The sequence below is a fragment of the Exiguobacterium marinum DSM 16307 genome (assembly GCF_000620845.1).
Lineage (GTDB): Bacteria > Bacillota > Bacilli > Exiguobacteriales > Exiguobacteriaceae > Exiguobacterium > Exiguobacterium marinum.
Genome location: NZ_KK211189.1, coordinates 104,987 through 130,000, shown reverse-complemented (window position 1 = coordinate 130,000; position 25,014 = coordinate 104,987). Strand labels below are relative to the sequence as shown.

Here is a 25,014-nt window from a genome sequence, read left to right as displayed (position 1 = left end):
GACCGTGTGTCTTAGACGCTAGATCAAGGTAGAAAGGGCGTACGGTGGATGCCTTGGCACTAGGAGCCGATGAAGGACGCGACGAACAGCGAAATGCTCTGGGGAGTGGTAAGTACACATCGATCCAGAGATATCCGAATGGGGGAACCCACCGCCGGGAGACTGGCGGGACACCCACGTGAATACATAGCGTGGCGTGAGGCAAACCCGGGGAACTGAAACATCTAAGTACCCGGAGGAAGAGAAAGAAAATTCGATTCCCTGAGTAGCGGCGAGCGAAACGGGAACAGCCCAAACCAGGAAGCATGCTTCCTGGGGTTGTAGGACACTCTACACGGAGTTACAAAGGGATAGGGTAGGTGAACGACCTGGAAAGGTCGGCCAGAGAAGGTGACGGCCCTGTAGCCGAAACCCCATCCCCTCCAGAGTGGATCCTGAGTACGGCGGGACACGTGAAACCCCGTCGGAATCCGGGAGGACCATCTCCCAAGGCTAAATACTTCCTAGTGACCGATAGTGAACCAGTACCGTGAGGGAAAGGTGAAAAGCACCCCGGAAGGGGAGTGAAACAGATCCTGAAACCGTATGCCTACAAGTAGTCAGAGCCCGTTAACGGGTGATGGCGTGCCTTTTGTAGAATGAACCGGCGAGTTACGATGGCGGGCGAGGTTAAGCCGATGAGGCGGAGCCGCAGCGAAAGCGAGTCTGAACAGGGCGCATCAGTCCGTCGTCGTAGACCCGAAACCAGGTGATCTACCCATGTCCAGGATGAAGGTCAGGTAACACTGACTGGAGGTCCGAACCCACGCACGTTGAAAAGTGCGGGGATGAGGTGTGGGTAGCGGTGAAATGCCAATCGAACCTGGAGATAGCTGGTTCTCTCCGAAATAGCTTTAGGGCTAGCCTCGAGGTGAAGAGTTCTGGAGGTAGAGCACTGATTGGACTAGGGGCCCCCACAGGGTTACCGAATTCAGTCAAACTCCGAATGCCAGCAACTTGTACTCGGGAGTCAGACTGCGAGTGATAAGATCCGTAGTCGAGAGGGAAACAGCCCAGACCATCAGCTAAGGTCCCCAAGTGTATGTTAAGTGGAAAAGGATGTGGCGCTGCACAGACAACTAGGATGTTGGCTTAGAAGCAGCCACCATTCAAAGAGTGCGTAATAGCTCACTAGTCGAGTGGCGCCGCGCCGAAAATGTAACGGGGCTAAACATACCACCGAAGCTATGGATCCCGTAAGGGATGGTAGGAGAGCGTTCCAAGCAGCAGTGAAGCGGTACCGTGAGGAGCCGTGGAGCGCTTGGAAGTGAGAATGCCGGTGTGAGTAGCGAAAAGAGGGGTGAGAATCCCCTCCGTCGAAAGCCCAAGGTTTCCTGAGGAAGGCTCGTCCGCTCAGGGTTAGTCTGGACCTAAGCCGAGGCCGAAAGGCGTAGGCGATGGACAACAGGTTGATATTCCTGTACCGCCGTACCACCGTTTGAACGATGGGGGGACGCAGAAGGATAAGGTGACCGTGCGACTGGAAGTGCACGGACAAGCAGCAAGGCCGTCGGGTTGGCAAATCCGCCCGACACCAAGGTTGAGCTGTGACGTGGAGCCCGTAGGGCGAAGCACCGGATTTCACGCTGCCAAGAAAAGCCTCTAGTGAGGAGGTCGGCGCCAGTACCGCAAACCGACACAGGTAGGCGAGATGAGAATTCTAAGACGCGCGGGATAACTCTCGTTAAGGAACTCGGCAAAATGGTCCCGTAACTTCGGGAGAAGGGACGCTTATGGCAACATAAGCCGCAGTGAATAGGCCCAAACGACTGTTTAGCAAAAACACAGGTCTCTGCTAAATCGCAAGATGAAGTATAGGGGCTGACGCCTGCCCGGTGCTGGAAGGTTAAGGGGATGTGTCATCGCAAGAGAAGCACTGAACCGAAGCCCCAGTAAACGGCGGCCGTAACTATAACGGTCCTAAGGTAGCGAAATTCCTTGTCGGGTAAGTTCCGACCCGCACGAAAGGCGTAACGATTTGGGCACTGTCTCAACGAGAGACCCGGTGAAATCATAGTACCTGTGAAGATGCAGGTTACCCGCGACAGGACGGAAAGACCCCATGGAGCTTTACTACAGCCTGATATTGAGGCTTTGTACGCGATGTACAGGATAGGTGGGAGTCTGTGAAGCCGGAGCGCCAGCTTCGGTGGAGACACCCTTGGGATACCACCCTTTGCGTATAGAGTCTCTAACTCGCAGCCGTGATCCGGCTGGAGGACCGTGTCAGGCGGGTAGTTTGACTGGGGCGGTCGCCTCCTAAACAGTAACGGAGGCGCCCAAAGGTTCCCTCAGAATGGTTGGAAATCATTCGAAGAGTGCAAAGGCAGAAGGGAGCTTGACTGCGAGACCTACAAGTCGAGCAGGGACGAAAGTCGGGCTTAGTGATCCGGTGGTTCCGCATGGAAGGGCCATCGCTCAACGGATAAAAGCTACCCTGGGGATAACAGGCTGATCTCCCCCAAGAGTCCACATCGACGGGGAGGTTTGGCACCTCGATGTCGGCTCATCGCATCCTGGGGCTGGAGTAGGTCCCAAGGGTTGGGCTGTTCGCCCATTAAAGCGGTACGCGAGCTGGGTTCAGAACGTCGTGAGACAGTTCGGTCCCTATCCGTCGTGGGCGCAGGAAATTTGAGGAGAGCTGTCCTTAGTACGAGAGGACCGGGATGGACGCACCGCTGGTGTACCAGTTGTTCCGCCAGGAGCATCGCTGGGTAGCTACGTGCGGACGGGATAAGTGCTGAAAGCATCTAAGCATGAAGCCCCCTCCGAGATGAGATTTCCCTTTGAGCAATCAAGAAAGACCCCTCAGAGACGATGAGGTAGATAGGTCATGGGTGGAAGCGTGGTGACACGTGGAGCTGAATGATACTAATCGGTCGAGGCTTTGATCTAGTCTATGGTTTGTGTTGATGAATCCTCAGTTTTCAGGGAACAAGCCCTGTAAAAGTCTGGTGGCGATAGCGAGACGGCCACACCCGTTCCCATGCCGAACACGGAAGTTAAGCGTCTCAGCGCCGAAAGTAGTTGGGGGATCTCCCCCTGTGAGGATAGGACGTTGCCAGGCAACAACGCAGAGGACGACCGAGCATAACGCTCGGTCGTCTTTTTTTATGTTTGGATGTAATATTTATTTGACTAAATGACAAAAAAATATTACATTCGAACGAGAGAGAATTTTTCAAGAAAGAAGGCATTTAAAAGATGGTCAAAAAAATGAGCGGGCAACTTCACAATCGTTTAAGTGTATTACGAGCAGAGCGGAAATGGTCACAGCAACAAGTCGCTGATTTGTTAGGAGTGAGTCGACAAACTATTGTGTCTCTTGAACATAATCGATACAACCCCTCGTTAAAGTTAGCTTTTGAGATTGCCATTTTATTTGATACGACAGTTCATGACGTGTTTCAATATGAAAAGAAGGAGCAACCATTATGATGTTATGGATCAACATTCTTGTTTTTCCAATTTTTCTTATCATGCTCATCATTACATTGAGGTTTTTGTTTGGAAAAGAAGGCAAGGACGAACGTGGAAAAGAAATTGCAACTGCTTCTTACATGGTGGCCGCCCCGATTTTCCCCATCGGATGGTTACTCATCGAATGGTATCATCGCTGGTTACATGTCTTGTCGTTTGATGTGTATCGTGATGTGATTTCACTTTTGATAGGTTTGACATTTATCGTTCAAGGAGTGACCATCACCGTTCTAAAACATCGAATCTAATCTGAATCGCACTCACAGCGAGTGCTTTTTTTGTTGGATGAAACATTTATCGAGTGAAGCACGTATAACATTGTATAGAATCAGCGTGACCTGACGAATGTCACGTTGACAGGATGTGACATCGAAGGCATGACGATAAATGGCGTTCCAATCGACACCTTAATCAGTACTAAGAGAGGGGAAACATAATGGGAAATCTTCAGCAGACCCAATTAGACTTACAACAGCGTATCGCCGAGCGTGATCGACTTGTTCGGAAGCAAGAGACACTTACAAAACAGTTGAAAGAGCATGAAACGGTGCGGAAAGCGTTACTTAATACATTCACGAAAGAACAACGCGATGTGTATGACCTTGAAAGCTTTTCACTCGTCAACACATGGTGGAAGTTAAGAGGGACGTTCGATGAACAACGGACAATCGAAATGGAGGAAGCTGCTCGCGCTGAACTGAAATTACGGGAACACGAGGCGATGATTGACGAATTGACGCTCGAACATCGAGATTTACAAGAACAGCTCGAGGCATATGAAGGAATCGACGCTGAGTGGGAAGCCTTCTTAGAAACAAAAGAATCGCATCTGGCGAAAGATCCAGCTGTTCGCCGAGACCTCCATCATCTCACGAATCAACAAGCCGAAACGAATGAACTTCTCATCGAGTATCAGGAAGCCATCGTTGCCGGTAAGGCAGCACGCATATCGATTGCAAAAACACTCAAACATTTGGATAGTGCGAAGGGGTGGTCAACGTATGACACGTTCTTCGGGGGTGGTTTGATTGCAACGGCAATGAAGCATGATGCGTTAGATGCTTCCGAGCAGACGATGCACGAATTACAATCTGCGTTGGAGCGCTTCTCCCGTGAATTAGCGGACGTGCAAGGGATGGTTCAGGAGTTGCATGTCGATCGAGGTTCATTGATTCAGTTCGCCGATTACTTCTTAGATGATATTTTTTCCGAGTGGACCATGCACGGACGAATCAATGATTCATTAGATCAAGTGAACGGACTGGATGATGAAATCAGTCAGCTGATTACTCGTATGACGAGACAAGTGGAACGGTTAGAACAGAAGCTTGAAGAGACTGAAGAAAAAAGAAGACAGCTCATCCTTACGCAATGAGCTGCCTGTCATTAGATTTCTAGTAGTAAGGGTTCTTTTGTTTAGTTCGAGGAGAGTGAAGATAGAATGAGTAAAACGATGGTATTTCTTATTAGAGGAATGGGAATCACGGGTGCCTTACTCGTATTATCGATTCCTTTTTTCCTTAACCCTCCTATATCGACCACGCTTAAAGTTGTCAGTCTTGGATTATTGATGATCTTTATCATTTTCGCTGTATCAGCCATTAGACTTCGGAAACGGATTGAAGATGAATGACACGTTCTATAGTTAAAGGTGATCCAAAGTAGGCGTGAGCATTTAATTCACCTACATGAGGTCGGCTGATCCGGAGTGCTCGTTCATTCCGGTCGTTTTAGCCAATGCCGTAGTCCTTTCCCTGCATGAGGTCCTGAATCATAACGAGGAATGACGTGCAGATGGGCATGAGGCACGGTTTGGTTTGAAGCAACACCGACGTTCCAACCGAGCGTGTACCCATCAGGTTGAAACGCTTGATCAAGGTGTTCCTTGGCCTGATGAAGTAATTCATATGTATGTTGCCACTCTAAAGGCGTTAAGTCGAACGTCGTCGAACGGTGTGATTTCGGGACAATCACACCCGAACCAACGAGGACGTCTTGCTCATGGTCATGCATGAGAAAGTAACAAGAGTCATTCTCGGCAATAATGGTTTGATGTGGATCGAGTGTAGGGTGACAAAATGGACAGGTGGACATTGGATTGGTACACTTCCTTTCTATATCAAGTGTACCAAAGGGGGAGAATCATGGAACGACTCATCGATGAAATCGTGCAAAATGTGCAAACAGGACAACGAACGCTGATTGCCATCTCCGGTCATGGGGCAGCAGGGAAATCGACGTTGGCCGAACGATTAAGAGAAAGACTAGGGGATGTCAACCTGCTTCATACGGACCCGTACATCATAGATTCACAGTTACGGAAACAAACGATACTCACCTATGAACAGAATGGAATAACTCATCATTATAAGATGACGGCTTGTCATCCGGCTGCGCATCATCTGCTGTCACTCGAGCGTGACGTTCGTATGACTCGAGAGGGAATCGGCTTTTACACAATCGATGTCCCCTATTTAGAGCGGACATGGATTGACCCGGAGAAGCCAATCACGATTATTGAAGGGATGAGCGTCGCATTCCTGGATCTTTCATCTTTTGACCAATCAATATATCTTTATACGGACGGGGAGACGGAGTTCAAGCGACGCTCACAACGTGATATCCAGGAACGGGGAATGGAACTGGATTACTTGCGTTCATCCCATGCCGAGCGACGTCTTCAATATGAGTTGTTTATGCATCCGTATCGCCATCGCTTCCAAACCATCGTCAATACGAGTAAGGATGAAATTCAAATTGAAAAAACCGCTCACGAGGAGCGGTGACTGCGTAACGTTTCTTGAATTCCGAGACCGAGCTGTTCTTGTTCGCGCTCGAGTTGCTCCCATGTGAGGGAACGGTGACGCAATTCGACGTCGGTCGCCATCGATTCGAGCGTTCGTTGGGTCTCGATATTGTCGAGCCAGTAGTAGAGGTCAATCTCGTCTTCATGTAGGCGCCAAAACGATTTGACGACCTCGAACTCATCGGCCCATTCTCCGACCGGCTTGAATCCATACTTTTCAACGAACGGATAAGGACGTTCTTCCCCGAGCGGGTCGATCACATTTCGGACGAACATCGGCTCAAGACCGGCATGAGCGGTCGCTTCGAGTAAGCGTGTTAACTCAGGCATCGGTTCGATTTCGATGTGTTCCATCACGTCAAACCAGACACGTTTCATATCTTTATCCCATAACGTTGCTTCCACACTATAGGGAGCCCCGGCAGACGAGGGAGCATACATCGTCAACTCGAACGAAAAAGGAATATCCTCTTTATCTCCGGGTCCCAACACGACAGACAGTGGGATTGGTATCTCTTGAATGTCAGATTCTCGATTGAACTCGTTTCCTTCTATAGTGATGTCTTTAAACGTCGTCAAAAAGTTTAGGGTCAATTCTTGCAGTCGGACGACATTGGTCGTCGGGTTAGATACGTGCAAGGTTCCAGTCACTACCTGCTTCGGAATGAGTGCCGCAGGGTCAAACGTGATATCAGCTTCAATCTCCGAAAAGAACCATTTTTTGAATCGGTTTCCCCATTTGGACATGGCGGTCGCGCCCCTTTTCTCTAAATTATATGCTGTTATATCTGTTCCCGATTCCTTTTTTCAAAAAACATAGAGAAAAAGGTTGCTTTTTATAACTGTCTCACTTATTATAGAGGATGTCGAAACAATTCAAACCATCGCGGGGTGGAGCAGTCTGGTAGCTCGTCGGGCTCATAACCCGAAGGTCGTCGGTTCAAATCCGGCCCCCGCAACCAATTTTTATTTAATTTCATATGTCGTCGCGGGGTGGAGCAGTCTGGTAGCTCGTCGGGCTCATAACCCGAAGGTCGTTGGTTCAAATCCAGCCCCCGCAACCAATTTTTAAATGAGATAGCGAAACGATAGCGTTTCGTGTTTTTTTTTGCTTAAAATGAAGTGTACAATGAGTACGTAATGAGAAGTGATAAAAGGAGAACCATTCATGTATACATTGATTACGCATTCTGCGGCAGAGACGCAGGCGGTGGCAGAACGTTTGGCTACGCTCGTCGATGCAGGAACGGTCATCACATTAAACGGTGACCTCGGTGCCGGCAAGACGACGTTCACACAAGGGTTCGCAAAAGGACTCGGTGTCACGCGGAACGTCAACAGTCCGACATTCACCATTATGAAACAATACAAAGGGCGTTTGCCGCTCTATCATATGGATGTCTATCGACTCGAGGATACGGGGGATGACATCGGTCTTGAGGAATATATCAACGGTGACGGTGTCGCCATCGTGGAGTGGTCGAACTTGATCGAGTCCTCGCTTCCGGAAGAACGCTTGGCCATCACGATTGAACGGGTAAGTGACGAAGAACGGAAACTGACACTCGCTCCGACGGGTGAGCGTTACGTTCAAATCGCCAAGGAGGTGCTCGCATGAAGCAATTGATGATTGATACCGCGACGACACGTTTATCTGTCGCGTTAAGTGAGGCTGGAGAGATTCAAGCCGAAGCGACGGTCATGGTCTCAAAAAATCATGCGGTCACCCTCATGCCGATGATCGAACAGCTCATGGCAGCAGTCAAATGGACACCGAACATGCTCGAGCGCATCGTTGTCACGACAGGGCCTGGGTCGTACACGGGAATTCGGATTGGAGTGACGACGGCGAAAACACTCGCTTATACGCTCAATCTTCCGCTCATCGGGGTATCTGCCCTAAAGCTTATGGCAGCGGCCCCGAATACGGACTTGCCGGTCGTCTCGTTGATTGACGCGCGCCGTGGCAACGCGTATATCGGATACTATCAGCACAACAAGGCACTGACACACGATCAGCACGCCTCGGTCGCGGACTGGTTACGATTGAATAGCCAAGGGCGTTTCCTCGTCGTCGGAGACGTGGAGCCGTTTCGTGACGTGTTAAGCGAATACGAATATATCGAAGCACCGGCTGCCCATCGATACGGGCGCGCGAGTGATTTGGTCGTATTCAGCGATGAGACGAGCGACGTCCATGCGTTTGAACCAGAGTATTTGCGTCTCGCCGAAGCAGAAGCGAAATGGTTAGAGGGACAAAACAATGGCTGACGTGAAAATTCGTCGGATGACGTGGCTCGATGTCGAAGAAGTGACAAAAGTCGAAGAAGCGTCGTTCTCTATTCCATGGACAAAAGAAGCGTTCATGAATGAAATGCTCCGAAATGAACAAGCGATTTATTTTGTCGCGGTCCATGACAAACGGGTCGTCGGTTTTGTCGGGGTATGGCAAATCGTCGATGAAGGACATATCACGAACATTGCCGTCTTACCTGAATTTCGGGGGCAAGGGATTGGCAATCAACTGTTAGCGGAACTCGTCACATTCGCCAAGTCGAAAGGACTTGTCGGATTGACGTTAGAAGTCCGTGTGTCAAACGTCGGCGCACAAAAACTGTATGAACAGTTCGGTTTTATGCAAGCTGGACGGAGAAGGCGCTACTATCAGGATAATAATGAAGACGCCTATATTTATTGGGCGAAGTTAGGAAGTGAATCAGAATGAACACATCACTGATCCTCTCAATCGAGTCGAGCTGTGACGAGACGTCCGTTGCGCTCGTCAAAGACGGAAAGACGTTATTGTCAAACGTTGTCTCTTCTCAAATCGAGAGTCATAAACGATTTGGTGGCGTCGTCCCTGAAGTGGCGTCCCGTCATCATGTCGAGCGTATCACGTATGTCATTGACGACGCGTTAAGCGAAGCAGGCGTGAAGATGGAAGATGTGGACGCGGTCGCAGTCACACAAGGACCAGGTCTCGTCGGTGCCCTTCTCGTCGGCATCAGTGCAGCCAAAGCATTGGCGTTCGCCCATCAAAAACCGCTCATCGGCGTCCATCATATCGCGGGACATATTTACGCGAATGAACTCGTCGAAGAGATGCAATTCCCGCTCGTCTGTCTCGTCGTCTCAGGAGGCCACACGGAACTCGTCTATATGCCAGAACATGGTGTCTTCGAAGTCATCGGTGAGACACGTGATGACGCGGCGGGTGAGGCATACGATAAGGTCGCGCGCACGCTCAGTCTCCCCTATCCGGGTGGACCTGCGATTGACCGCTTGGCTGCGCTCGGGGAAGACACATATAACTTCCCACGCGTTCGTCTCGAACCAGGTAGCTTTGACTTCAGTTTCAGTGGCTTGAAGTCATCGGTCATCAACGCCGTACACAATGCGGAGCAACGTGGAGAGACGGTCATCCCAGAAAATTTGGCGGCGAGCTTCCAAGCGAGTGTCGTCGAAGTGCTCGTCGAGAAAGCGATTCGTGCCGTGAAGGAAAAAGGGGCGAAGCAATTGCTCGTCGCAGGTGGTGTCGCGGCGAACCGTGGCCTCCGCGCAGCACTTCAAGACACAACTGCTGCCGAAGGGATTCAACTCGTCATTCCACCACTTGACCTATGTGGGGACAACGCCGGCATGATTGGGGTTGCGGCACATCACGCGTATGTGCGCGGTAAGCGCGATACACTAGCGATGAATGCGGTTCCTGGGTTATCCTTAGAAGAGAGCATGACAGTCTAGGGGGAAATAGAGACATGACGAAACGCATCATCATCGGAGGACTCATCGTACTACTCGTCGTTGCGACATTCTTACAAGTACGTGAGATCATCCGCGCTTACAATATCGCCTATCAAGAGGAGATTGTTCCAGAAGAGACACGAGTGAAGTCACTGACTGGAGAAGACACATTGGAGGGCATCGGTCGCGTGACCGGAGAGAATACGCTCATCGAGTCACTATATGGCTACACAAGTGTCGTCGACCAAGAGCCAGAGCGTGTGATCGTCGTTGATCGCAATCTCGGGGTACAGCCAAAAGCGAGCGATGCTTATTATGAAATCGAGCGGGGTCGCGAGGCAACGGAAGAAGAAGCAGCGAAGTTTGATGATTTGATCGAGGAACTCGACGAACAGCAGCTGTTCGCGCAAGTCATCTCGGCACACGAGGCACGCTATGTGACGAATGGCGAAAAGCCGATGACGTTCTATAAGGTGTTCACACGTGACGTCGATACGAACGAGGCTGTCTTCTTTATCGCTGAGGACGGGACGAAGCTCGACTTCCATACGGTAGGATTCCAGCCGTTACGATATTTCTAATATAAAGAGAGGCCAGCGTATGACAACGCTGACCTCTCTTTTTACTGTTTACGCTTTTGGTTGTCGATAATTCTCTCGATGCCATGTGTTGATACGACTCACGATGAACACGAGGAGGGCGAGGATCCACATGAAGAGTGTCTCTTCGTAGAAGTGGGCCCATACCGATCCAGGCGCATAGAACGTATGAACGGTCACGTCGACCGGCCAGACGACGATACGGATAAAGAGCGTGCTCATGAGCAATCCACTGAAGAGACTGAGCAAGATCCCTGGCCACGTCTGAATGATGAAGCCGATGACGACAGGCAAAAAGTAAAAGAGAATAGACGGGACGATCGTCGGCTCACCGCGGATGAGTTCAGATACGAACTCGGTCCCGGTCGGCACGATGTAGGCGAGTCCCGTGAGGAACGCTTGAATGAACTCGATTCGCATGGCACGGGTACGCATCATGTATGGAGTTCCTCCCATTCCGCATAAAGTGCGGTGATCGATTCTTTCGCTGCGTCCGATTCGGTCGATAGTTCTTGGGCACGGGCGAAGTCGTTGAAGACGTCCGGCTCACACAGCAACTGTTCGATCTCGTCGAGACGCTTCTCATGTTGCTCGATCGCCAGCTCGATCTCTTCGATGCGCTGTTTGATCCGGCGCTCTTCCCGTTGCTGTTCCTTGTCGGCGCGTTGTTTTTTCACGACGACCTGCTTCGTCTCCTCACGAGCGAGTCGTGCGAGTTCTTCGAGCTCTTCTTTCTTCTCGACGTAGTACGAATAGTCTCCGAGATACTCATCGATGCCGTTCGGCGTGATCTCTAATACACGTGTCGCGAGACGGTCGATGAAGTAGCGGTCATGCGAGACGAAAAGGATCGTGCCCGGATAGTCGAGGAGGGCATTCTCTAAAATCATCTTCGAGTCGAGATCCAAGTGGTTCGTCGGCTCGTCTAAGATGAGGAGGTTCGGTTGCTCGAGCTTCAGCTTGGCCAACGTAAGACGTGCCCGTTCACCACCCGATAGTTCGAGGACACGTTTCGTGACGTCATCCCCGCTGAAGAGGAACTGACCGAGAAGACTCCGCACTTCTTGCTCACGCATGAGCGGCCAGTCGTTCCAAATCTCATCGATGACACGGTTTGTGTCAGACAAGTTTTGTTGCTCCTGGTCGTAGTAACCGATTTCGACGCCCGTCCCGTAACGGATCTCACCCGTGAGGGCGGTTTGTTGTTTCGTCAATACTTTGAGTAATGTCGACTTCCCGACCCCGTTCGGACCGACGAGGGCGACGGATTCACCGCGTTGCAGTTGGAAGCGGAGATGCTGGGCGATTGGTTCTTCGTACCCGATGGCGAGGTCGCTCGCGCTCAACACATCGTTCCCGCTCTGGCGTTTGATGGAGAACGAGAGGACGGCGCTGCGTTCGTCACCGTCCGGGGCATCGAGTCGGTCGACTTTCTCGAGACGCTTCCGCACGCTTTGTGCACGCTTCGTCGTCGTCGCTCGGGCGATGTTTCGCTGAATGAAATCCTGCATCTTGGCAATCTCTTCTTGCTGCGACTCGAACTGCTTCTTCTCTTGCTCGTAAATGGCGGCCTTCTGTTCGAGATACTTCGTGTAGTTCCCGACGAAGCGACGGCTCCGATGACGTGACAGCTCATAGACGACCGAAACGACACGGTCGAGGAAGTACCGGTCGTGGGAGACGATGAGGACAGCTCCTTTATAGCCGCCCAAGTACTTCTCGAGCCAGGCGAGCGTCTCGATGTCCAAATGGTTCGTCGGCTCGTCCAAGATGAGCAGGTCAGGACTTTGAAGGAGCATCTTCGCCAAGGCGAGACGCGTCCGTTGTCCCCCGGATAGCGTGTCGATCCGACGTTCGAAGTCATCCGGATAGAAGCGCATCCCATGGAGGACCGAGCGGATGGTCGCTTCATACTGGTAACCGCCACGTTCTTTGAACGTATGCTGCTCTTCATCGTAAGAAGAGAGGAGACGTTCGTACGCAGCGGCGTCATTTAGGATTCGTTCGGATCCCATGTCGGCTTCCATGCGACGGAGCGTCTTCTCCTGCTCGATCAAGTCCGTGAAGACGGTGAGCATCTCGTTCCAGATCGTCTCGTCGGATTCGAGCCCTGAGTCTTGGGCGAGATAGCCGATGGTGACGTCTTTTGGCTTCATGATGTCCCCGGAATCATAGTTATATTCACCAGCGATGACTTTCAAAAGTGTGGACTTACCGGCCCCGTTCCGACCGACGAGGGCGACACGTTCACCTTCCTGGATTTCGAGTTTTACGTTTTCTAAAATCGGCTCGACGCCGAAGGATTTGGATAAGTTGTTGACTTGCAGTAGGATCAAGTGAAAAAACCCCTTTCTCTCTATTTAGTATACTGTATTTTTCAGCGATTTTAGGTATATTCGTTGAGTGGTCATGTGAATTCGTTTACAATCAAGGTGTATGAAATTCAGATTCGTTTGTAACGTGTCGTAAAAAGGAGGCTCTTTCCGTTGAGTCAAAACGAACCAAAGATTCCACAAGCGACAGCCAAACGGTTGCCACTATACTATCGATTTATTCAAAGCCTGCATGCGTCAGGGAAACAACGTGTCTCTTCAGCAGAACTGAGTGAGGCGGTCAAGGTCGATTCGGCTACGATTCGCCGTGATTTCTCGTACTTCGGTGCGCTCGGTAAAAAGGGATATGGCTATAACGTGCAGTATCTGTTAGACTTTTTCCGAAAGACACTGAATCAAGACGAGATTACGAATGTCGCCTTGGTCGGGGTCGGTCACCTTGGGACGGCATTCGTCAACTATAACTTCCTTAAAAACAATAACACACATATCGTCGTCGGGTTCGACGCAGACGAGACAAAAGTCGGCACGACGATGTCAGGCGTCCCAATTCATCACGTCGATGAGATGGAACAGATTATGAAGCAAAACAAGATCGACGTCGCCATTTTGACGGTACCTTCTGCCTATGCGCAGCCCGTCGCAGACGACTTGGTGCGATTCGGCATCAAAGGCATCTTGAACTTCACACCGGCACGACTCACTGTACCGGACACCGTTCGCGTCCATCACATCGATTTGTCGATTGAGCTGCAGTCACTCATTTACTTTATGCAACACTATCCAACCGCTGAGGGGGTCCATCAATAATGGAATTACTAGCATCATCACTCGTCGTCGGGATTCCGGGTGGGGCGAGCCTATTCATTATCGCCATCATCGCGCTCATCATCTTCGGACCGAAGAAATTGCCGGAGTTTGGTCGTGCGGCCGGACAGACGCTTCGTGAGTTCAAAAATGCGACAAACGGCATGATGAACGAGCACGACGAGAACGACAAGAAAGCTATCGAAAAGAAAGAGCAGTAAGCCATGAATCATCAACCTGATCAAGAGCGGGAACTCACCGATCACTTGACAGAGCTGCGGAGACGACTGATGCTATCTGCATTTGTCGTCTTTGCCTTCTTTTTGATGGCTTTGCCGAGTGTCAAATATGTACTCGCGTACTTGCAAGAAGATCTCATCGAACGTGGGCTCGAACTGAACGCCTTTGGGGTCGCGGACCCACTCATGATTTACTTGAACTTGGCGCTCGTCATCGGCCTGATTGCGGCGAGCCCATTCCTACTGTATCAAGTGTGGGCGTTTGTCGCACCCGGTCTGCATCCGAATGAGCGGAAAGGCACGCTTGCCTATATCCCGATCATCTTCGGATTGTTCTTGATTGGTCTTGCGTTCGCCTACTATTGGTTGTTCCCGCTCGTCCTCGATATCTCGACGGACCTCGGGCAAGACCTCGGACTCGAACAACTCATCGGGGCCAATAATTACTTCACGTTCTTGTTGCAGCTGACAATTCCGTTCGGTCTATTATTCCAATTACCGGTCGTGACGATGTTCCTCACCCGGATCGGTGTCGTGACCCCGTACTTCTTATCGAAGATTCGAAAGTACGCGTACTTTGCGCTATTCGTGGTCGCGGCGTTCATCACACCACCGGACTTGACGTCGCACCTCATGGTGTCACTACCGCTCTTCTTCCTATATGAGATCAGCTTATCGATTTCACGTATCACCTATAAAGGGGTGCTGCGCCGGGAGAAAGAAGCGATGGTGCAAGAACAGATGGATTTAATGAAACAGATGAATGAGAAATGAGCATCGTTCCTTCCAGGGAGACGGTGCTTTTTTGATTTTTGGTAACGAACGTTTTTCAACAACACGAAAACACATGACTGACATGATAAAATAAAGCTACTCAGTTGGATGCCAGGGGGAGAAGCGATGATTTGGGAGTACTACGGGGATGCAATCATCATCATCGGTGTGTTGACGACGATTTTATTGATTGCCATGCTGAACTTTTTGAAGTCGAAATTTAAGCGAAGACTCGTCTTTTCGTTGATGCTGCTCGTGGTAGGATACACGCTGATCTTGATTGGTCTCGTCTTTGTTCGCGGATGGGATGGTCTGGGCTGGAGCATGATCGGCTTCAGTTTATACGTGATCGGTCTTGTCACCTATATCGGCGTCGTCATCTATCACTGGATCAAAGCACGACGCACGACGAATTCGTAAGTGAACCGTTCCGGTTGCGGGACGGTTTTGTTGTCACGCATGGAGTTCAAACTTTAGACACTTTTACGTGAAATAGTGAGCAAAAGGATTGTCAAACCTTCTTGTGAAATAGTACACTAAGTTCAGAAAGTGAATGTGATTTTTATCACAAACGCTAACTTGCCTAACACCTAAAGGAGAGACAATCATATGAAAATCGCAGTCATCGGATGTACACACGCAGGAACAGCAGCTGTTAAAGGATTACTCGCCAAGCATGACAATCTCGACATCACCGTTTACGAGCGGAACGATAACGTCAGCTTCCTCTCGTGTGGGATCGCGCTCCACGTCGGTGGGGTCGTCCAACGTGCGGAAGAGTTGTTCTACTCGTCTCCACGTGAACTTGAGGAACTCGGTGCGACGATGCGCATGAAACATGACGTCTTGTCGATTGACACCGAAGCGAAGACGGTCCACGCCAAAAATCTTGAAACCGGGGAAGACGTGCATGACACGTATGACCGTTTGATTGTCACGACGGGTTCATGGCCGATCGTCCCAACGCTCCCAGGAATCGAAATGAATGGAATCGAGCTCTGTAAAAACTATGCGCATGCCCAACGCATTATCGAGCGTGCGACGGATGCGACGAAGATTGCCGTCATCGGGGCGGGCTATATCGGGGTCGAACTCGTCGAAGCGTTCGAAGCATACGGAAAACATGTCACATTTATCGATAGTGCCGACCGCATCTTGAACAAATATCTCGATAAGTCGTTCACAGATCCATTAGAAGCGGACATGACCAGTCGCGGGATCGATCTCGAACTCGGTCAGACGGTCGAGGCGTTCCGTGGAACAGATGGGAACGTCACACACGTTGTGACGGACAAAGGCGAATTCGAAGCGGATCTCGTCATCTTGTGCGTCGGATTCCGTCCGAATACAGGACTCCTAGAAGGACAGGTCGACATGCTCGGGAACGGCGCCATCATCGTCGATGAATACATGCGCACGAGCAACCCGGATATCTTTGCGGCGGGGGACAGTTGTGCCGTCTACTACAACCCGGCACGCACACACGCCTATATCCCACTTGCGACGAACGCTGTCCGCATGGGAACGCTCGTCGCGGAGAACTTGATGCAACCACGAGTCCGCTACCAAGGAACACAAGGAACGTCAGGACTTCGACTTTATGACTGGAATATCGCGTCGTCTGGTCTGACGGAAGAAGCGGCAGCACTCTTTGGGCTCGAAGTCGAAAGTGTCGTCATCGAAGACGCGTATCGTCCGGAGTTCATGCCGACCGCAGAGAAAGTCGAATTTAAACTCGTCTATGAAAAAGGAACACACCGTATTGTCGGTGGACAAGTGTTATCGAAAGCGGATTTGACGCAAGCGGTCAACACACTCTCGCTAGCTATCCAAAACGAGATGACGATCGAAGAGCTCGCCTATGTCGACTTCTTCTTCCAACCGCACTACAACAAGCCATGGCACTTCCTGAACAGCGGAGCGCTTGAAGCGATGAAAGACAAAGTGAATGCCTAACAAAAAACGCGGAAGCGAACAGCTTCTGCGTTTTTTTAGAGGTAGTGTGGTTCATCTTTCATCAAGTTGGCAAGAAGGATATAGATGAGAAAGTTAGCCGGCAAAAAGACGAATAAGAGCCGAATACCGAGTGAAGAGATGTTCACGTATTCAGCGATCCCACCGCATACACCGGCAATCGAGCGGTCCGTCGCCGACTTTCGAAGTGTACGTTGCATAGCAAAGCTCCTTATGAGTTGATATGTAAATTTTACCATATGAGTGTATGAAAAAGAGGCTGGGACATAACTAGCCGGTTTTAGAGATTTTGATAAAAAGAGGGGTCCGGTCACCGATTTTCGGTGGCCGGACCCCTTCTTTGTACTTCCGCCGATGCCATTGGCGATGAACTTTCGTAGGTTCACCGCCATGAGGGCGAAGCCGAGCTCACATTTCACACGCTGTTTCCCCCTTACGGAGAAGCGGGTGAAACCCAAATTGGCCTTCAGATATCCAAAAACTGGTTCCACGTCCGTCTTGCGTCGGGCATAGACGGCACCGGTTTTCTCATCCGAAAGCAGCGTTCTCGTCATATTCTTTTGTTCTTCCCAGGTCCCGTTCACGCTGACCTGGCGGTGTCTCCCTTCCTCGGCTTTCGTGCACAGCTCTCGGAACGGGCAATCGACGCAGCTCTCGCACGCGTACACACGAAAATCACGGATGAAGCCGTCACGGTCGGTTCGGTGGGACTCGTGACTGAACGGAAGCTTTCTTCCGTCCGGACACGTGAACGTGTCGGTCCCCTCGTCATATGCCCAGTTCGCGAGGTTGAACGGGTCGTCGCGCCATTTCTTCTTCTGTTCCTTCCGGTACATCGTGTGCGGGATCAAAGGTTGGCGCCCTCGGCGCTCGAGGATGTCCGTGTAGTTCTGTTGGCTCCCGTACCCGGCATCGGCGACGATGTAGGCGGGCAGGTCGAGGAAGGTTTCGATCTCGTCGAGGAACGGGATCAACGTTTTCGTGTCGGTCGGGTTCGGATAGACGTCATAGGCGAGCGTGTACTGACCTTCGGTTGCGATTTGGACGTTGTAGCCAGGTTTCAGTTGACCGTTCTTCATGTGATCCTCTTTCATCCGCATGAACGTCGCGTCACGGTCGGTCTTCGAATAGCTGTTGCGTGTGCCGAAGGTGGCCATGTGTTCCTCGTATCGACGTTTCCGGGCCGCGAAGTCGGCAGCCTGTTTGCGGAGATGGCGGGGCTTCTTACGTTCCGCACGCAATCGTTTCCGTTCCTCGACGTCCGTCGTTGAGCTGATCTCCTCGTTGATGGACTCGATCGTTTCCTCGAGTCGCGCTGCGATTTGTTCCAGCTCTTGGGCCGTGAGCGCGTCCGGGCTCTCCCGTTCGATCTCAGGGATGACCTGGTCGGCCATCAGCTCGTCGTACATCTGGTTCGACTTCTCGACGAGCGCGGCGTGGTGTTTTTCGACCGCCCTGCGCCAGACGAAGGTGTAGCGGTTGGCGTTCGCCTCGATTTTCGTGCCGTCGATGAAGATCGCCTCCTCATCGATTGCGCCGGTCTCGACGAGATGGCACCGGAAGGCGACGAAAGCCTCCTTCAGGATCGGGGACACGGCCGGATGGACACGGAAACGGTTGATCGTCCGATAACTCGGCTCGTGGCCCTGGGCGAGCCACATCATCCGTAGGCTGTCCTTGAGAAGGCCCTCGATCTTTCGTCCTGAGAACGCGGACTGTGTGTAGGCGCAGAGGACGATTTTCATCATCATGCGCGGGTGATAGGCCGGGCAGCCCGTCGTTCGCCAGAACGGTTCGAATGCCTCGTCCGGGATCTGTTCGACGAGGTCATGGACGGCGAAGGCGATATCGTTTTCCTGCAGCCGGACTTCTAAATCTAGGGGCAAAACCAATTGGTTCATGGTATACTCTTTGTACATAGGGGCACCTCCAAAGTTATGGTTTGGTCACTTTAACTTTATCAGAGGTCGCCCCTATCTGTTTAGTCCGAAATGCGTGCACGAACCCATAAAAATGACAAGAGGCCCCCGCGAGCGAACAAGTCGCTCACGGGGGCCTCTTTCTTATAAATCTACTGGGTTATGTCCCAGCCTCAATTGTTTATTTCAAGATGTCGACGAGTTCATCGAGCACTTGGTTGGCAGACAAGACGCCACCCGATGTGTTCCAGATGTCATCACTGACTTCTGTTACTTCACCTGCTTTGACAGCATCGAGGTCTTTCCACAACTGGCTTGACTGCCATTCTTCAGCTGTCTTCGACCCGTCCGCTCCACCGTATGTGAAGTAGACGATGTGGTCGCCCGCCATCTCTGGGATCCGCTCCATCGTAATCTCTTCAGCGAATTCAGTGCGGTCTTGTGAAGCTGGGCGCTTTACCCCTACATCGCCTAGGACGACACCTGAAAAGCTATCTGTGAAGTAGATGCGTGACGCACCTGGAAGGAAGCGCACGACGGAGAGTTCTTTATTCACGGCGTCTCCGAGTTCAGCTTTCGTGTCTTCGACGTGCTGGTCGTAGTCAGCCAACGCTTGGTTCCCTTCCTCTTCAAGGTTGAGTGCGTTCGCATAAAGGGCGAAGTTTTCTTGCCAGTCGCCCTTGAGCGTCTCTGACATGACCGTCGGTGCGATCGCGTTCAACTTGTCATAGATGTTTTCTTGACGAAGTTTCGTTCCGATGATGAGATCTGGCTTGAGTTTCGCGATGGCTTCCAAGTTGACTTCACTCTCTGTCCCGACTTCCGTCACATCTGTCATCTCAGACTCGATGTGCGGGTACCACGGATCGCCGTTCCATGATTTGACGGCACCGACCGGTTTGACGCCGAGGGCGAGAAGGGCTTCTGTCCCTTCGTTCGTCAAGACGACGACGCGTTCCGGGTTTTCAGGGACGTCCGCTGTCCCCATCGCGTGTTCGATGGAGCGAGTTGCTGCTTCTTCATTTGATTTTGTCTCGTTATCTGAATCGTCTGACCCGCCGCAAGCAGCGAGGACGACAGTAAGGCAAAGCGTAAGTAACGCGAGCATCCATTTTTTCATGACCATTCTCCTCTATGTAGGTGATTTTCCTTCCTGACTATAAGTGATAATGATTCTCACTGTCAACCCCTTTTTCTAGGACGCAATGTTTGCTATGGTAGGAAAGGAAAGAAGTGAGGACATGAAAAAACCTTGGATCAAATTACTTCTCTTGATCATTTGTTTGCCTATATTGAGTTATATCAGCTTGCGCGTCGGTGTCATCACGGTCAGTCACGAAGACGTACTCACGTTCCGGGCGGACGGTTCATCTCAAGCGATGATTGCTTTAGCCGACAATCGCATCCCACGGACGATCGTCGCGCTACTCGTCGGTAGCGTGCTCGGTCTCGCCGGTCTCATCTTTCAGCTCGTGACACGTAACCCGCTCGCATCCCCTGATATTTTGGCGGTGAATGCAGGTGCGAGTCTGGCTATCGTGCTCGTGACGCTTTTTGGATTCAGCAGTATCGCCTCGTTCACAATCGCCTCGCTCATCGGTGCATTTATCGCCGGAGTGATTGTCTATCTGCTCAGTGCGAACGGGGGGAACGTCATGTATATGACGCTTGCCGGGGCGTCGCTTGCCGCCCTCTTCAGCTCGTTCACCCAGTCAATCATCGCGTATGAGGAAGGGGCGCTCGATGAAGTGCTGTTCTGGTTGACCGGATCGGTCGCCGGACGGTCGCTTACGCTCGTCGAGGCGTTATTGCCATGGATGGTGGGGTCGGTCGTAATCGTCCTCTTGCTCAGTAAAGAGTTAGAGACGTTATCGCTCGGAGACCAGGTTGCGCGTTCACTCGGACAAAACGTCGGTGTCATCAAATTTGTCGCGGTGACACTCGCCGTCGTGCTCTCCGCATTCGGGGTGGCGCTCGCCGGACCGATTGCATTCGCCGGTCTACTTGCCCCTCATTTGGCGAAGTATCTATTTGGGACGGCCTTTTTCGCCCGTCTCGCCGGAAGTGCCCTCATCGGTAGCGTCTTGTTGCTTGCGGCGGATATTTTGGGACGCGTCATCTTGTTCCCACGTGAAGTGACCGTTGGCGTCGTACTCGCCGTCATCGGTGGGGCATTCTTCATCTATCTCGTCAGTGTCAGACAAGGAGTCTTCAAATCATGAAAACATATCGCTTTCGAAAAGGTCCCGTCTCGTTCACGCTCCGAAAGCGTGAAATCGAGTTGGCGCTTCTACTTGTCGTCGGATTACTCCTGTCGATTTATTTCGGGCTCGCCATTGGGGATACGTTCCTTAGCCCTGCTTCACTCGCTGCCCTGTTCATCGGGGGAGGGGACGCGTTCGAGCAACTCGTCGTCTTCGAGTTCCGGATGCCACGTGTGTTGATGGCAATCACCGCCGGCGCGAGTCTCGCCGTCAGCGGTCACTTGTTACAGCTGACGATTAAAAATGAGTTGGCTTCCCCCGAGATTTTCGGGATTGTTGGTGGGGCAGGGGTTGCGACGGCCACGTTTTTCACCGTTTTTACGGATGAGCGAACGAACCAGCTATCGGTCCCGCTCGCTTACATCCCGATTGCCTCCTTTCTCGGGGCAATCGTTGTCGGGATGTTCCTCTTTTATTTATTGAAACGTGGGGTCCCACCGGTCCGGCTCGCGCTCGTCGGGATTGGGATCAGCATCTTCTCACAAGGCATCGTTCAGTTCATGATGCTCGCCTCGAACGTCTACCGGAAGAACGATATCCAGCAATGGCTCACCGGTACCGTCTATGCCGCGACGTGGAATCAATTGAAAATCATGGTTCCGTTCGTACTTCTCTTTTTGTTGGCAGCCTTCTTGATTGAACGTCACGTGCGACCGCTCCATATCAGTGAAGCGACGGCGACGAGCATCGGTGTACCGGTACGAGGGATCCAGCGTGGGACGTTGTTGCTTTCCTGTTTACTCGCCGGTATTGGTGTCGCCTTTGTCGGCGCGATTGGATTTGTTGGGTTGATGGCACCTCATATCGCCCGACAAGGGTTGAAGCTCCCTTATATTTGGGCGACGCTTCTCGTTGGGGCGACGATTGTCGTGTTGGCTGATGTGCTCGCTCGGACGATTTTTTATCCGTATGAATTACGGACCGGGGTGATGACGGCCGTCATCGGAGCACCGTATTTCTTCTATTTACTTCGACGGATGATGAAAGGAAGCATGAGATGAACACATTTGATTTGAACGAAGTAACCATCGGATATGAACAGAAGACGGTGCTCGATCAATTATCGTTCTCCATTCCTCATGGGAAGATCACTGTCCTTCTCGGGGCGAACGGTTGCGGGAAGTCGACGCTCCTCTCGACGCTCGCGAGACAGAGAGATGCACTAGGCGGAGACATCGCATTTCGGGACAAACCGCTCGATTCGTATCGGGCGAAAGAGGCGGCGCGACTCATGGCATTCATGCCGCAAGTGAACGTGGCACCGGATGGATTGACCGTCGAACAACTCGTTCGCTTCGGTCGTTATCCGTACCAGACGTTCTTCAAACGATATTCGGAGGACGATGAACGGGCCGTCGAACGGGCACTCGCCTTTACCGATACGGTGTCGCTCCGTGACACGCTCGTCAGCAACCTTTCCGGTGGACAAAAACAACGGGTATGGATCGCGTTGGCGCTCGCCCAAGAGTCGGAGACGATTTTGCTCGACGAGCCGACGACATATTTGGATATGTCGCACCAAATCGAGATTTTGGACTTAATGTATCGGTTGAACCGGTTAGAAGGGAAGACGATCATCATGGTGCTCCACGACCTGCACCTTGCCTGTCGCTATGCCGATCATGTCATCGCATTAGCTGGCGGTAACGTGTACCGCGAAGGGAGTCCGAACGATGTCGTCGATGAGACGTTCATGAAAGACGTATTCGGTCTCAAAGTCATAGTGACGGAGGACCCGCTATACGGGACACCGCTCTGTGTACCGTATTCACACTACGAGTTGAATGAAAAGCGACCGACCTGAACCTAGTCTACGGACTAGGTTTTTTTACGGAAAAGCAGGGAAAAAGAGTAGGGTAAGTGCGCGTCATGTTTTCTACCTAAAAGGAGGAATTTTTCATGGCTAAAAAGGAAAAACAACCGTATCACATCGTCACGTTCACGTTCCCAGAAGAGGCAATCTCGTATCAGGCGTTCAGTAAGCTGAAAAAGTACCATTCGGATGGGCTCGTCGGTTTTGAACAATTGGTCGTCATCAAGCGTGAAGAGAACGGGGCGTTCTCGTTTGAGGATGCGGCGCAGCTCGCACCGGTCAACAAGTCGACGAAAGGTGCACTCATCGGGATGGCGGTTGGAATTCTCGGAGGTCCGTTCGGGATCTTGTTCGGGACACTCACAGGTGGTCTCATCGGCGGCACGAAAGACGTGAAGCACATGCAAGGGATCCAAGATACGTTCAAACGGACAGTCGGAAACATCGAACCGGGTCAGACGGGCGTCATGGCCATCGGGGATGAATTCGATCCATCGATTTTAGATGGGCTCGCAGAAGAGTTCGGAGGGACAGTCACTCGGACAGACGAGGAGCTGTGAGTCATGAAACTCGGGATCTTAGGTGCCGGAAAAGTCGGGCGCACACTCGGGGAGCAGTTCGAACGAGCAGGCTATGAGGTGCTGTACGGAACACGGACGGAACGGGAGGGCACATTGACCTTACAAGAAGTCGCCTCAGCGAGCGATGTGCTTCTGCTATGTACACCGTTCGCGGCAGCGGTCGACCTGTTACCGACACTCGACGGACTGGATGGGAAAGTATTGATTGATGTGACGAATCCAATTGCCATCGAGTTTAACGAAGTCGAGCGCCCAGACGGAGTGTCAGGTGCGGAGTATTTGCAGCGACTCATTCCTGATACGAAAGTGGTGAAGGCGTTCAATCAGACGGGGGTCGAGAATTTAGGCGATCCGAATGGGTCCGTCATGTTCGTCGCAGGTGAAGATGAGGAAGCAGTGCGGCTTGTCGTCGAGCTATCGAACAAGATCGGCTTCGATACGCATCCGCTCCATAGTCTGAAGCTGGCTCGTGAGTTGGAAGGGTTGGCGTGGCTCTGGATTCATAATGCGGTGAAAGAGCGAAAATCACGGGACTTCGCCTTCTACTTAACAGAACGTTGAAAGACGATCGGGGCGAGAGGCCTCGATCGTCTTTTTTGATTAGAATCCAGCTTGACGTTCTTCACGTGCTTCGAGTCTTGCAATGGTTTCCCGTTCGATGGCTTCAACTTCTCGTTGTTGCCAACCTGGAATCAGGAAGGCGTCGACAAGAACCCAGATGCCAGAGATTAGAAAACCAAAGATTCCAATAAAAATAAAAGTTAAAACAAATGATGCAACGATTAAAAGAATCATCGCTACAGCAGAACCGGTCTTCTTGAAGTAAAAACGGTGTCCGCCGAATCCGCCAAGGAAGAACCAAAGCAAATACGCCACGAGAAGGTTTGGTTTTCGCTTTTCGACTTCGCTGTTTACATACAGCAACTCTTCTGTTGTCAGATTTGAAGTAGAATAACTCATCATGATTTCCTACTTTCTTAATTTGTAATTGTTATAATGAATGCAGGTTTCATTGTATCGGAAAATAAAGTGATTCCCACGAATTACTAAAAGATATTTATAACAAAGAGGAGAATTTAGATGGTATTAGCGATTTTGACGTTCATCGTCGCCTTCGTACACGTCGTTGGTGGGGCGATTGCCCTTTATCAATATCCGCAATATAAACGTATGGCCATCAGTGCCATCGTACTCGGATTCGTCTACGGTGGGTTGACCGTAGCTGTGATTGGATTATGACGAACAGACCACTGCGTTCGCGTCTTCAAATGAAGAGTGGCTATCAGTTAGGGACATACTTATTTTTAGGGCTCATCATCTTTGATTTACTCTTAGGTGACGTTCCAAGAATCTCTTTTGCGATGTATGCCTTGTTCTTTTACTTTTGGCAACGTGAACGTGTCGAGAAAGAAGAGAAGGGATTAGCCGAAAAGATGAAGCAGCAGTCAAATGAGTGGACAATCACACTCGTCATCTTACTTTGTTTAGTAGGCTATGCCGTCTCGCTTGGTCTACAATATCCTTCTGTTTCGTTGCTCGAGCTGAGCATTTACGGCTTCTCGACAATCTTTTGTATCCGGGCGTTGACCTTGATTTATGCGATGCACCAACAACAGTTCGACTAAAAACCATCCCTTCTCAT

28 protein-coding genes, 2 tRNA genes and 2 rRNA genes are annotated in these 25,014 nt (G+C 51.2%); 25 read left to right on the top strand and 7 right to left on the bottom strand.

Annotated elements, in window-relative coordinates; all coding sequences use genetic code 11:
- Nucleotides 1-21 precede the first annotated feature (21 nt).
- The 5 genes from P400_RS0100950 (at nucleotide 22) to P400_RS0100930 (ending at nucleotide 4,894) form a co-directional block, all read left to right on the top strand.
- A 23S ribosomal RNA gene (locus tag P400_RS0100950) occupies nucleotides 22-2,934 on the top strand.
- A 55-nt stretch (nucleotides 2,935-2,989) separates the two neighbouring features.
- Nucleotides 2,990-3,106, top strand: a 5S ribosomal RNA gene (gene rrf, locus P400_RS0100945).
- 137 nt (nucleotides 3,107-3,243) lie between these two features.
- On the top strand, nucleotides 3,244-3,477 hold the full coding sequence (locus P400_RS0100940) for a helix-turn-helix transcriptional regulator (RefSeq protein ID WP_026824469.1): 234 nt from the start codon (nucleotides 3,244-3,246) through the stop codon (nucleotides 3,475-3,477).
- Complete coding sequence (locus P400_RS0100935) at nucleotides 3,474-3,767, top strand: hypothetical protein (RefSeq protein WP_235181813.1); 294 nt, start codon at nucleotides 3,474-3,476, stop codon at nucleotides 3,765-3,767. The genes P400_RS0100940 and P400_RS0100935 overlap by 4 nt, the downstream gene beginning before the upstream one ends.
- Nucleotides 3,768-3,955: 188 nt before the next feature.
- Nucleotides 3,956-4,894: a coiled-coil domain-containing protein gene (locus P400_RS0100930; protein ID WP_026824467.1), complete on the top strand. Its 939-nt coding sequence runs from the start codon at nucleotides 3,956-3,958 to the stop codon at nucleotides 4,892-4,894.
- A 341-nt stretch (nucleotides 4,895-5,235) separates the two neighbouring features.
- On the opposite strand, the gene P400_RS0100920 is transcribed toward P400_RS0100930, so the two are convergent.
- Complete coding sequence (locus tag P400_RS0100920) at nucleotides 5,236-5,613, bottom strand: HIT family protein (RefSeq protein WP_026824465.1); 378 nt, start codon at nucleotides 5,611-5,613, stop codon at nucleotides 5,236-5,238.
- Between the two features lie 50 nt (nucleotides 5,614-5,663).
- On the opposite strand from P400_RS0100920, the gene P400_RS0100915 reads away from it, so the two are divergent.
- The gene (locus P400_RS0100915) at nucleotides 5,664-6,305 is read left to right on the top strand and encodes a uridine kinase family protein (protein ID WP_026824464.1); all 642 of its coding nucleotides are present in this window, start codon (nucleotides 5,664-5,666) and stop codon (nucleotides 6,303-6,305) included.
- Here P400_RS0100915 and P400_RS0100910 read toward each other — a convergent pair.
- The gene (locus P400_RS0100910) at nucleotides 6,290-7,072 is read right to left on the bottom strand and encodes a sporulation protein (RefSeq protein WP_026824463.1); all 783 of its coding nucleotides are present in this window, start codon (nucleotides 7,070-7,072) and stop codon (nucleotides 6,290-6,292) included. The two genes, P400_RS0100915 and P400_RS0100910, sit on opposite strands and share 16 nt — an antisense overlap.
- Nucleotides 7,073-7,210: 138 nt before the next feature.
- Here P400_RS0100910 and P400_RS0100905 point away from each other — a divergent pair.
- The 7 genes from P400_RS0100905 (at nucleotide 7,211) to P400_RS0100875 (ending at nucleotide 10,650) form a co-directional block, all read left to right on the top strand.
- Nucleotides 7,211-7,287: transfer RNA gene (locus P400_RS0100905), tRNA-Met, on the top strand.
- A 25-nt stretch (nucleotides 7,288-7,312) separates the two neighbouring features.
- Nucleotides 7,313-7,389: transfer RNA gene (locus tag P400_RS0100900), tRNA-Met, on the top strand.
- Between the two features lie 104 nt (nucleotides 7,390-7,493).
- Complete coding sequence (tsaE, locus tag P400_RS0100895) at nucleotides 7,494-7,943, top strand: tRNA (adenosine(37)-N6)-threonylcarbamoyltransferase complex ATPase subunit type 1 TsaE (RefSeq protein ID WP_026824462.1); 450 nt, start codon at nucleotides 7,494-7,496, stop codon at nucleotides 7,941-7,943.
- The gene (tsaB, locus tag P400_RS0100890) at nucleotides 7,940-8,596 is read left to right on the top strand and encodes a tRNA (adenosine(37)-N6)-threonylcarbamoyltransferase complex dimerization subunit type 1 TsaB (RefSeq protein WP_026824461.1); all 657 of its coding nucleotides are present in this window, start codon (nucleotides 7,940-7,942) and stop codon (nucleotides 8,594-8,596) included. Before tsaE ends, tsaB begins: the two co-directional genes overlap by 4 nt.
- Nucleotides 8,589-9,050 (top strand): ribosomal protein S18-alanine N-acetyltransferase, encoded by a 462-nt coding sequence (gene rimI, locus P400_RS0100885; protein WP_026824460.1) that lies wholly within the window; start codon nucleotides 8,589-8,591, stop codon nucleotides 9,048-9,050. The genes tsaB and rimI overlap by 8 nt, the downstream gene beginning before the upstream one ends.
- Nucleotides 9,047-10,069: a tRNA (adenosine(37)-N6)-threonylcarbamoyltransferase complex transferase subunit TsaD gene (gene tsaD, locus P400_RS0100880; RefSeq protein ID WP_026824459.1), complete on the top strand. Its 1,023-nt coding sequence runs from the start codon at nucleotides 9,047-9,049 to the stop codon at nucleotides 10,067-10,069. The genes rimI and tsaD overlap by 4 nt, the downstream gene beginning before the upstream one ends.
- Before the next feature lie 14 nt (nucleotides 10,070-10,083).
- On the top strand, nucleotides 10,084-10,650 hold the full coding sequence (locus tag P400_RS0100875) for a hypothetical protein (RefSeq protein ID WP_026824458.1): 567 nt from the start codon (nucleotides 10,084-10,086) through the stop codon (nucleotides 10,648-10,650).
- A gap of 48 nt (nucleotides 10,651-10,698) precedes the next feature.
- On the opposite strand, the gene P400_RS0100870 is transcribed toward P400_RS0100875, so the two are convergent.
- Both P400_RS0100870 and P400_RS0100865 read right to left on the bottom strand, forming a co-directional pair.
- Nucleotides 10,699-11,106, bottom strand: a complete 408-nt coding sequence (locus P400_RS0100870) for a hypothetical protein (protein WP_026824457.1) — start codon at nucleotides 11,104-11,106, stop codon at nucleotides 10,699-10,701.
- Nucleotides 11,103-13,004 (bottom strand): ABC-F family ATP-binding cassette domain-containing protein, encoded by a 1,902-nt coding sequence (locus tag P400_RS0100865; RefSeq protein WP_026824456.1) that lies wholly within the window; start codon nucleotides 13,002-13,004, stop codon nucleotides 11,103-11,105. The genes P400_RS0100870 and P400_RS0100865 overlap by 4 nt, the downstream gene beginning before the upstream one ends.
- A gap of 150 nt (nucleotides 13,005-13,154) precedes the next feature.
- Here P400_RS0100865 and P400_RS0100860 point away from each other — a divergent pair, with 150 nt between their 5' ends.
- The 5 genes from P400_RS0100860 to P400_RS0100840 all read left to right on the top strand — a co-directional run bounded on the left by P400_RS0100860 (nucleotide 13,155) and on the right by P400_RS0100840 (nucleotide 16,777).
- On the top strand, nucleotides 13,155-13,811 hold the full coding sequence (locus P400_RS0100860) for a redox-sensing transcriptional repressor Rex (protein ID WP_026824455.1): 657 nt from the start codon (nucleotides 13,155-13,157) through the stop codon (nucleotides 13,809-13,811).
- A complete protein-coding gene (tatA, locus tag P400_RS0100855) occupies nucleotides 13,811-14,029 on the top strand; it encodes a twin-arginine translocase TatA/TatE family subunit (RefSeq protein ID WP_034770678.1) in 219 nt (72 codons plus the stop codon). Before P400_RS0100860 ends, tatA begins: the two co-directional genes overlap by 1 nt.
- A 3-nt stretch (nucleotides 14,030-14,032) precedes the next feature.
- On the top strand, nucleotides 14,033-14,821 hold the full coding sequence (gene tatC / locus P400_RS0100850; protein WP_026824453.1) for a twin-arginine translocase subunit TatC: 789 nt from the start codon (nucleotides 14,033-14,035) through the stop codon (nucleotides 14,819-14,821).
- A 126-nt stretch (nucleotides 14,822-14,947) separates the two neighbouring features.
- On the top strand, nucleotides 14,948-15,241 hold the full coding sequence (locus P400_RS0100845; RefSeq protein ID WP_026824452.1) for a YesK family protein: 294 nt from the start codon (nucleotides 14,948-14,950) through the stop codon (nucleotides 15,239-15,241).
- A 189-nt stretch (nucleotides 15,242-15,430) separates the two neighbouring features.
- Nucleotides 15,431-16,777, top strand: coding sequence for an FAD-dependent oxidoreductase (locus P400_RS0100840; protein ID WP_026824451.1), 1,347 nt, complete (start codon nucleotides 15,431-15,433; stop codon nucleotides 16,775-16,777).
- A 35-nt stretch (nucleotides 16,778-16,812) separates the two neighbouring features.
- Here the strand turns inward: P400_RS0100840 and P400_RS14740 are convergent, their stop codons facing one another.
- Together P400_RS14740 and P400_RS0100825 are read right to left on the bottom strand one after the other, a co-directional pair.
- Nucleotides 16,813-18,714, bottom strand: coding sequence for an IS1182 family transposase (locus P400_RS14740; RefSeq protein ID WP_152538860.1), 1,902 nt, complete (start codon nucleotides 18,712-18,714; stop codon nucleotides 16,813-16,815).
- 181 nt (nucleotides 18,715-18,895) lie between these two features.
- Nucleotides 18,896-19,834 carry an ABC transporter substrate-binding protein gene (locus tag P400_RS0100825; protein ID WP_026824449.1) on the bottom strand — a complete coding sequence of 313 codons (939 nt, stop codon included), beginning with the start codon at nucleotides 19,832-19,834 and terminating at the stop codon, nucleotides 18,896-18,898.
- A 121-nt stretch (nucleotides 19,835-19,955) separates the two neighbouring features.
- On the opposite strand from P400_RS0100825, the gene P400_RS0100820 reads away from it, so the two are divergent.
- The 5 genes from P400_RS0100820 (at nucleotide 19,956) to P400_RS0100800 (ending at nucleotide 23,933) form a co-directional block, all read left to right on the top strand.
- Nucleotides 19,956-20,936 (top strand): FecCD family ABC transporter permease, encoded by a 981-nt coding sequence (locus P400_RS0100820; protein WP_026824448.1) that lies wholly within the window; start codon nucleotides 19,956-19,958, stop codon nucleotides 20,934-20,936.
- Nucleotides 20,933-21,979, top strand: a complete 1,047-nt coding sequence (locus P400_RS0100815) for a FecCD family ABC transporter permease (protein WP_026824447.1) — start codon at nucleotides 20,933-20,935, stop codon at nucleotides 21,977-21,979. The genes P400_RS0100820 and P400_RS0100815 overlap by 4 nt, the downstream gene beginning before the upstream one ends.
- Entirely contained in the window at nucleotides 21,976-22,782 is an 807-nt protein-coding gene (locus tag P400_RS0100810) for an ABC transporter ATP-binding protein (RefSeq protein ID WP_026824446.1), read from the top strand. Before P400_RS0100815 ends, P400_RS0100810 begins: the two co-directional genes overlap by 4 nt.
- Nucleotides 22,783-22,877: 95 nt before the next feature.
- Nucleotides 22,878-23,351: a hypothetical protein gene (locus tag P400_RS0100805; protein ID WP_026824445.1), complete on the top strand. Its 474-nt coding sequence runs from the start codon at nucleotides 22,878-22,880 to the stop codon at nucleotides 23,349-23,351.
- A gap of 3 nt (nucleotides 23,352-23,354) precedes the next feature.
- A complete protein-coding gene (locus tag P400_RS0100800; protein ID WP_026824444.1) occupies nucleotides 23,355-23,933 on the top strand; it encodes an NADPH-dependent F420 reductase in 579 nt (192 codons plus the stop codon).
- A gap of 39 nt (nucleotides 23,934-23,972) precedes the next feature.
- Here P400_RS0100800 and P400_RS14735 read toward each other — a convergent pair whose 3' ends face one another.
- Nucleotides 23,973-24,332 carry a TM2 domain-containing protein gene (locus P400_RS14735; RefSeq protein ID WP_034770675.1) on the bottom strand — a complete coding sequence of 120 codons (360 nt, stop codon included), beginning with the start codon at nucleotides 24,330-24,332 and terminating at the stop codon, nucleotides 23,973-23,975.
- Between the two features lie 120 nt (nucleotides 24,333-24,452).
- Between P400_RS14735 and P400_RS15680 the strand changes: the two genes are divergently transcribed.
- On the top strand, nucleotides 24,453-24,611 hold the full coding sequence (locus P400_RS15680; protein WP_026824443.1) for a hypothetical protein: 159 nt from the start codon (nucleotides 24,453-24,455) through the stop codon (nucleotides 24,609-24,611).
- Nucleotides 24,608-24,997: a CobD/CbiB family protein gene (locus P400_RS0100785; protein WP_026824442.1), complete on the top strand. Its 390-nt coding sequence runs from the start codon at nucleotides 24,608-24,610 to the stop codon at nucleotides 24,995-24,997. Before P400_RS15680 ends, P400_RS0100785 begins: the two co-directional genes overlap by 4 nt.
- Nucleotides 24,998-25,014: the final 17 nt, after the last annotated feature.

Bases quoted from the DNA above. Each gene is read 5' to 3' on its own strand.
- P400_RS0100940 (WP_026824469.1), top strand. From the start codon at position 3,244: ATGGTCAAAAAAATGAGCGGGCAACTTCACAATCGTTTAAGTGTATTA.
- P400_RS0100935 (WP_235181813.1), top strand. From the start codon at position 3,474: ATGATGTTATGGATCAACATTCTTGTTTTTCCAATTTTTCTTATCATG.
- P400_RS0100930 (WP_026824467.1), top strand. From the start codon at position 3,956: ATGGGAAATCTTCAGCAGACCCAATTAGACTTACAACAGCGTATCGCC.
- P400_RS0100920 (WP_026824465.1), bottom strand. From the start codon at position 5,613: ATGTCCACCTGTCCATTTTGTCACCCTACACTCGATCCACATCAAACC.
- P400_RS0100915 (WP_026824464.1), top strand. From the start codon at position 5,664: ATGGAACGACTCATCGATGAAATCGTGCAAAATGTGCAAACAGGACAA.
- P400_RS0100910 (WP_026824463.1), bottom strand. From the start codon at position 7,072: ATGTCCAAATGGGGAAACCGATTCAAAAAATGGTTCTTTTCGGAGATT.
- tsaE (WP_026824462.1), top strand. From the start codon at position 7,494: ATGTATACATTGATTACGCATTCTGCGGCAGAGACGCAGGCGGTGGCA.
- tsaB (WP_026824461.1), top strand. From the start codon at position 7,940: ATGAAGCAATTGATGATTGATACCGCGACGACACGTTTATCTGTCGCG.
- rimI (WP_026824460.1), top strand. From the start codon at position 8,589: ATGGCTGACGTGAAAATTCGTCGGATGACGTGGCTCGATGTCGAAGAA.
- tsaD (WP_026824459.1), top strand. From the start codon at position 9,047: ATGAACACATCACTGATCCTCTCAATCGAGTCGAGCTGTGACGAGACG.
- P400_RS0100875 (WP_026824458.1), top strand. From the start codon at position 10,084: ATGACGAAACGCATCATCATCGGAGGACTCATCGTACTACTCGTCGTT.
- P400_RS0100870 (WP_026824457.1), bottom strand. From the start codon at position 11,106: ATGATGCGTACCCGTGCCATGCGAATCGAGTTCATTCAAGCGTTCCTC.
- tatA (WP_034770678.1), top strand. From the start codon at position 13,811: ATGGAATTACTAGCATCATCACTCGTCGTCGGGATTCCGGGTGGGGCG.
- tatC (WP_026824453.1), top strand. From the start codon at position 14,033: ATGAATCATCAACCTGATCAAGAGCGGGAACTCACCGATCACTTGACA.
- P400_RS0100845 (WP_026824452.1), top strand. From the start codon at position 14,948: ATGATTTGGGAGTACTACGGGGATGCAATCATCATCATCGGTGTGTTG.
- P400_RS0100840 (WP_026824451.1), top strand. From the start codon at position 15,431: ATGAAAATCGCAGTCATCGGATGTACACACGCAGGAACAGCAGCTGTT.
- P400_RS14740 (WP_152538860.1), bottom strand. From the start codon at position 18,714: ATGTACAAAGAGTATACCATGAACCAATTGGTTTTGCCCCTAGATTTA.
- P400_RS0100825 (WP_026824449.1), bottom strand. From the start codon at position 19,834: ATGAAAAAATGGATGCTCGCGTTACTTACGCTTTGCCTTACTGTCGTC.
- P400_RS0100820 (WP_026824448.1), top strand. From the start codon at position 19,956: ATGAAAAAACCTTGGATCAAATTACTTCTCTTGATCATTTGTTTGCCT.
- P400_RS0100815 (WP_026824447.1), top strand. From the start codon at position 20,933: ATGAAAACATATCGCTTTCGAAAAGGTCCCGTCTCGTTCACGCTCCGA.
- P400_RS0100810 (WP_026824446.1), top strand. From the start codon at position 21,976: ATGAACACATTTGATTTGAACGAAGTAACCATCGGATATGAACAGAAG.
- P400_RS0100805 (WP_026824445.1), top strand. From the start codon at position 22,878: ATGGCTAAAAAGGAAAAACAACCGTATCACATCGTCACGTTCACGTTC.
- P400_RS0100800 (WP_026824444.1), top strand. From the start codon at position 23,355: ATGAAACTCGGGATCTTAGGTGCCGGAAAAGTCGGGCGCACACTCGGG.
- P400_RS14735 (WP_034770675.1), bottom strand. From the start codon at position 24,332: ATGAGTTATTCTACTTCAAATCTGACAACAGAAGAGTTGCTGTATGTA.
- P400_RS15680 (WP_026824443.1), top strand. From the start codon at position 24,453: ATGGTATTAGCGATTTTGACGTTCATCGTCGCCTTCGTACACGTCGTT.
- P400_RS0100785 (WP_026824442.1), top strand. From the start codon at position 24,608: ATGACGAACAGACCACTGCGTTCGCGTCTTCAAATGAAGAGTGGCTAT.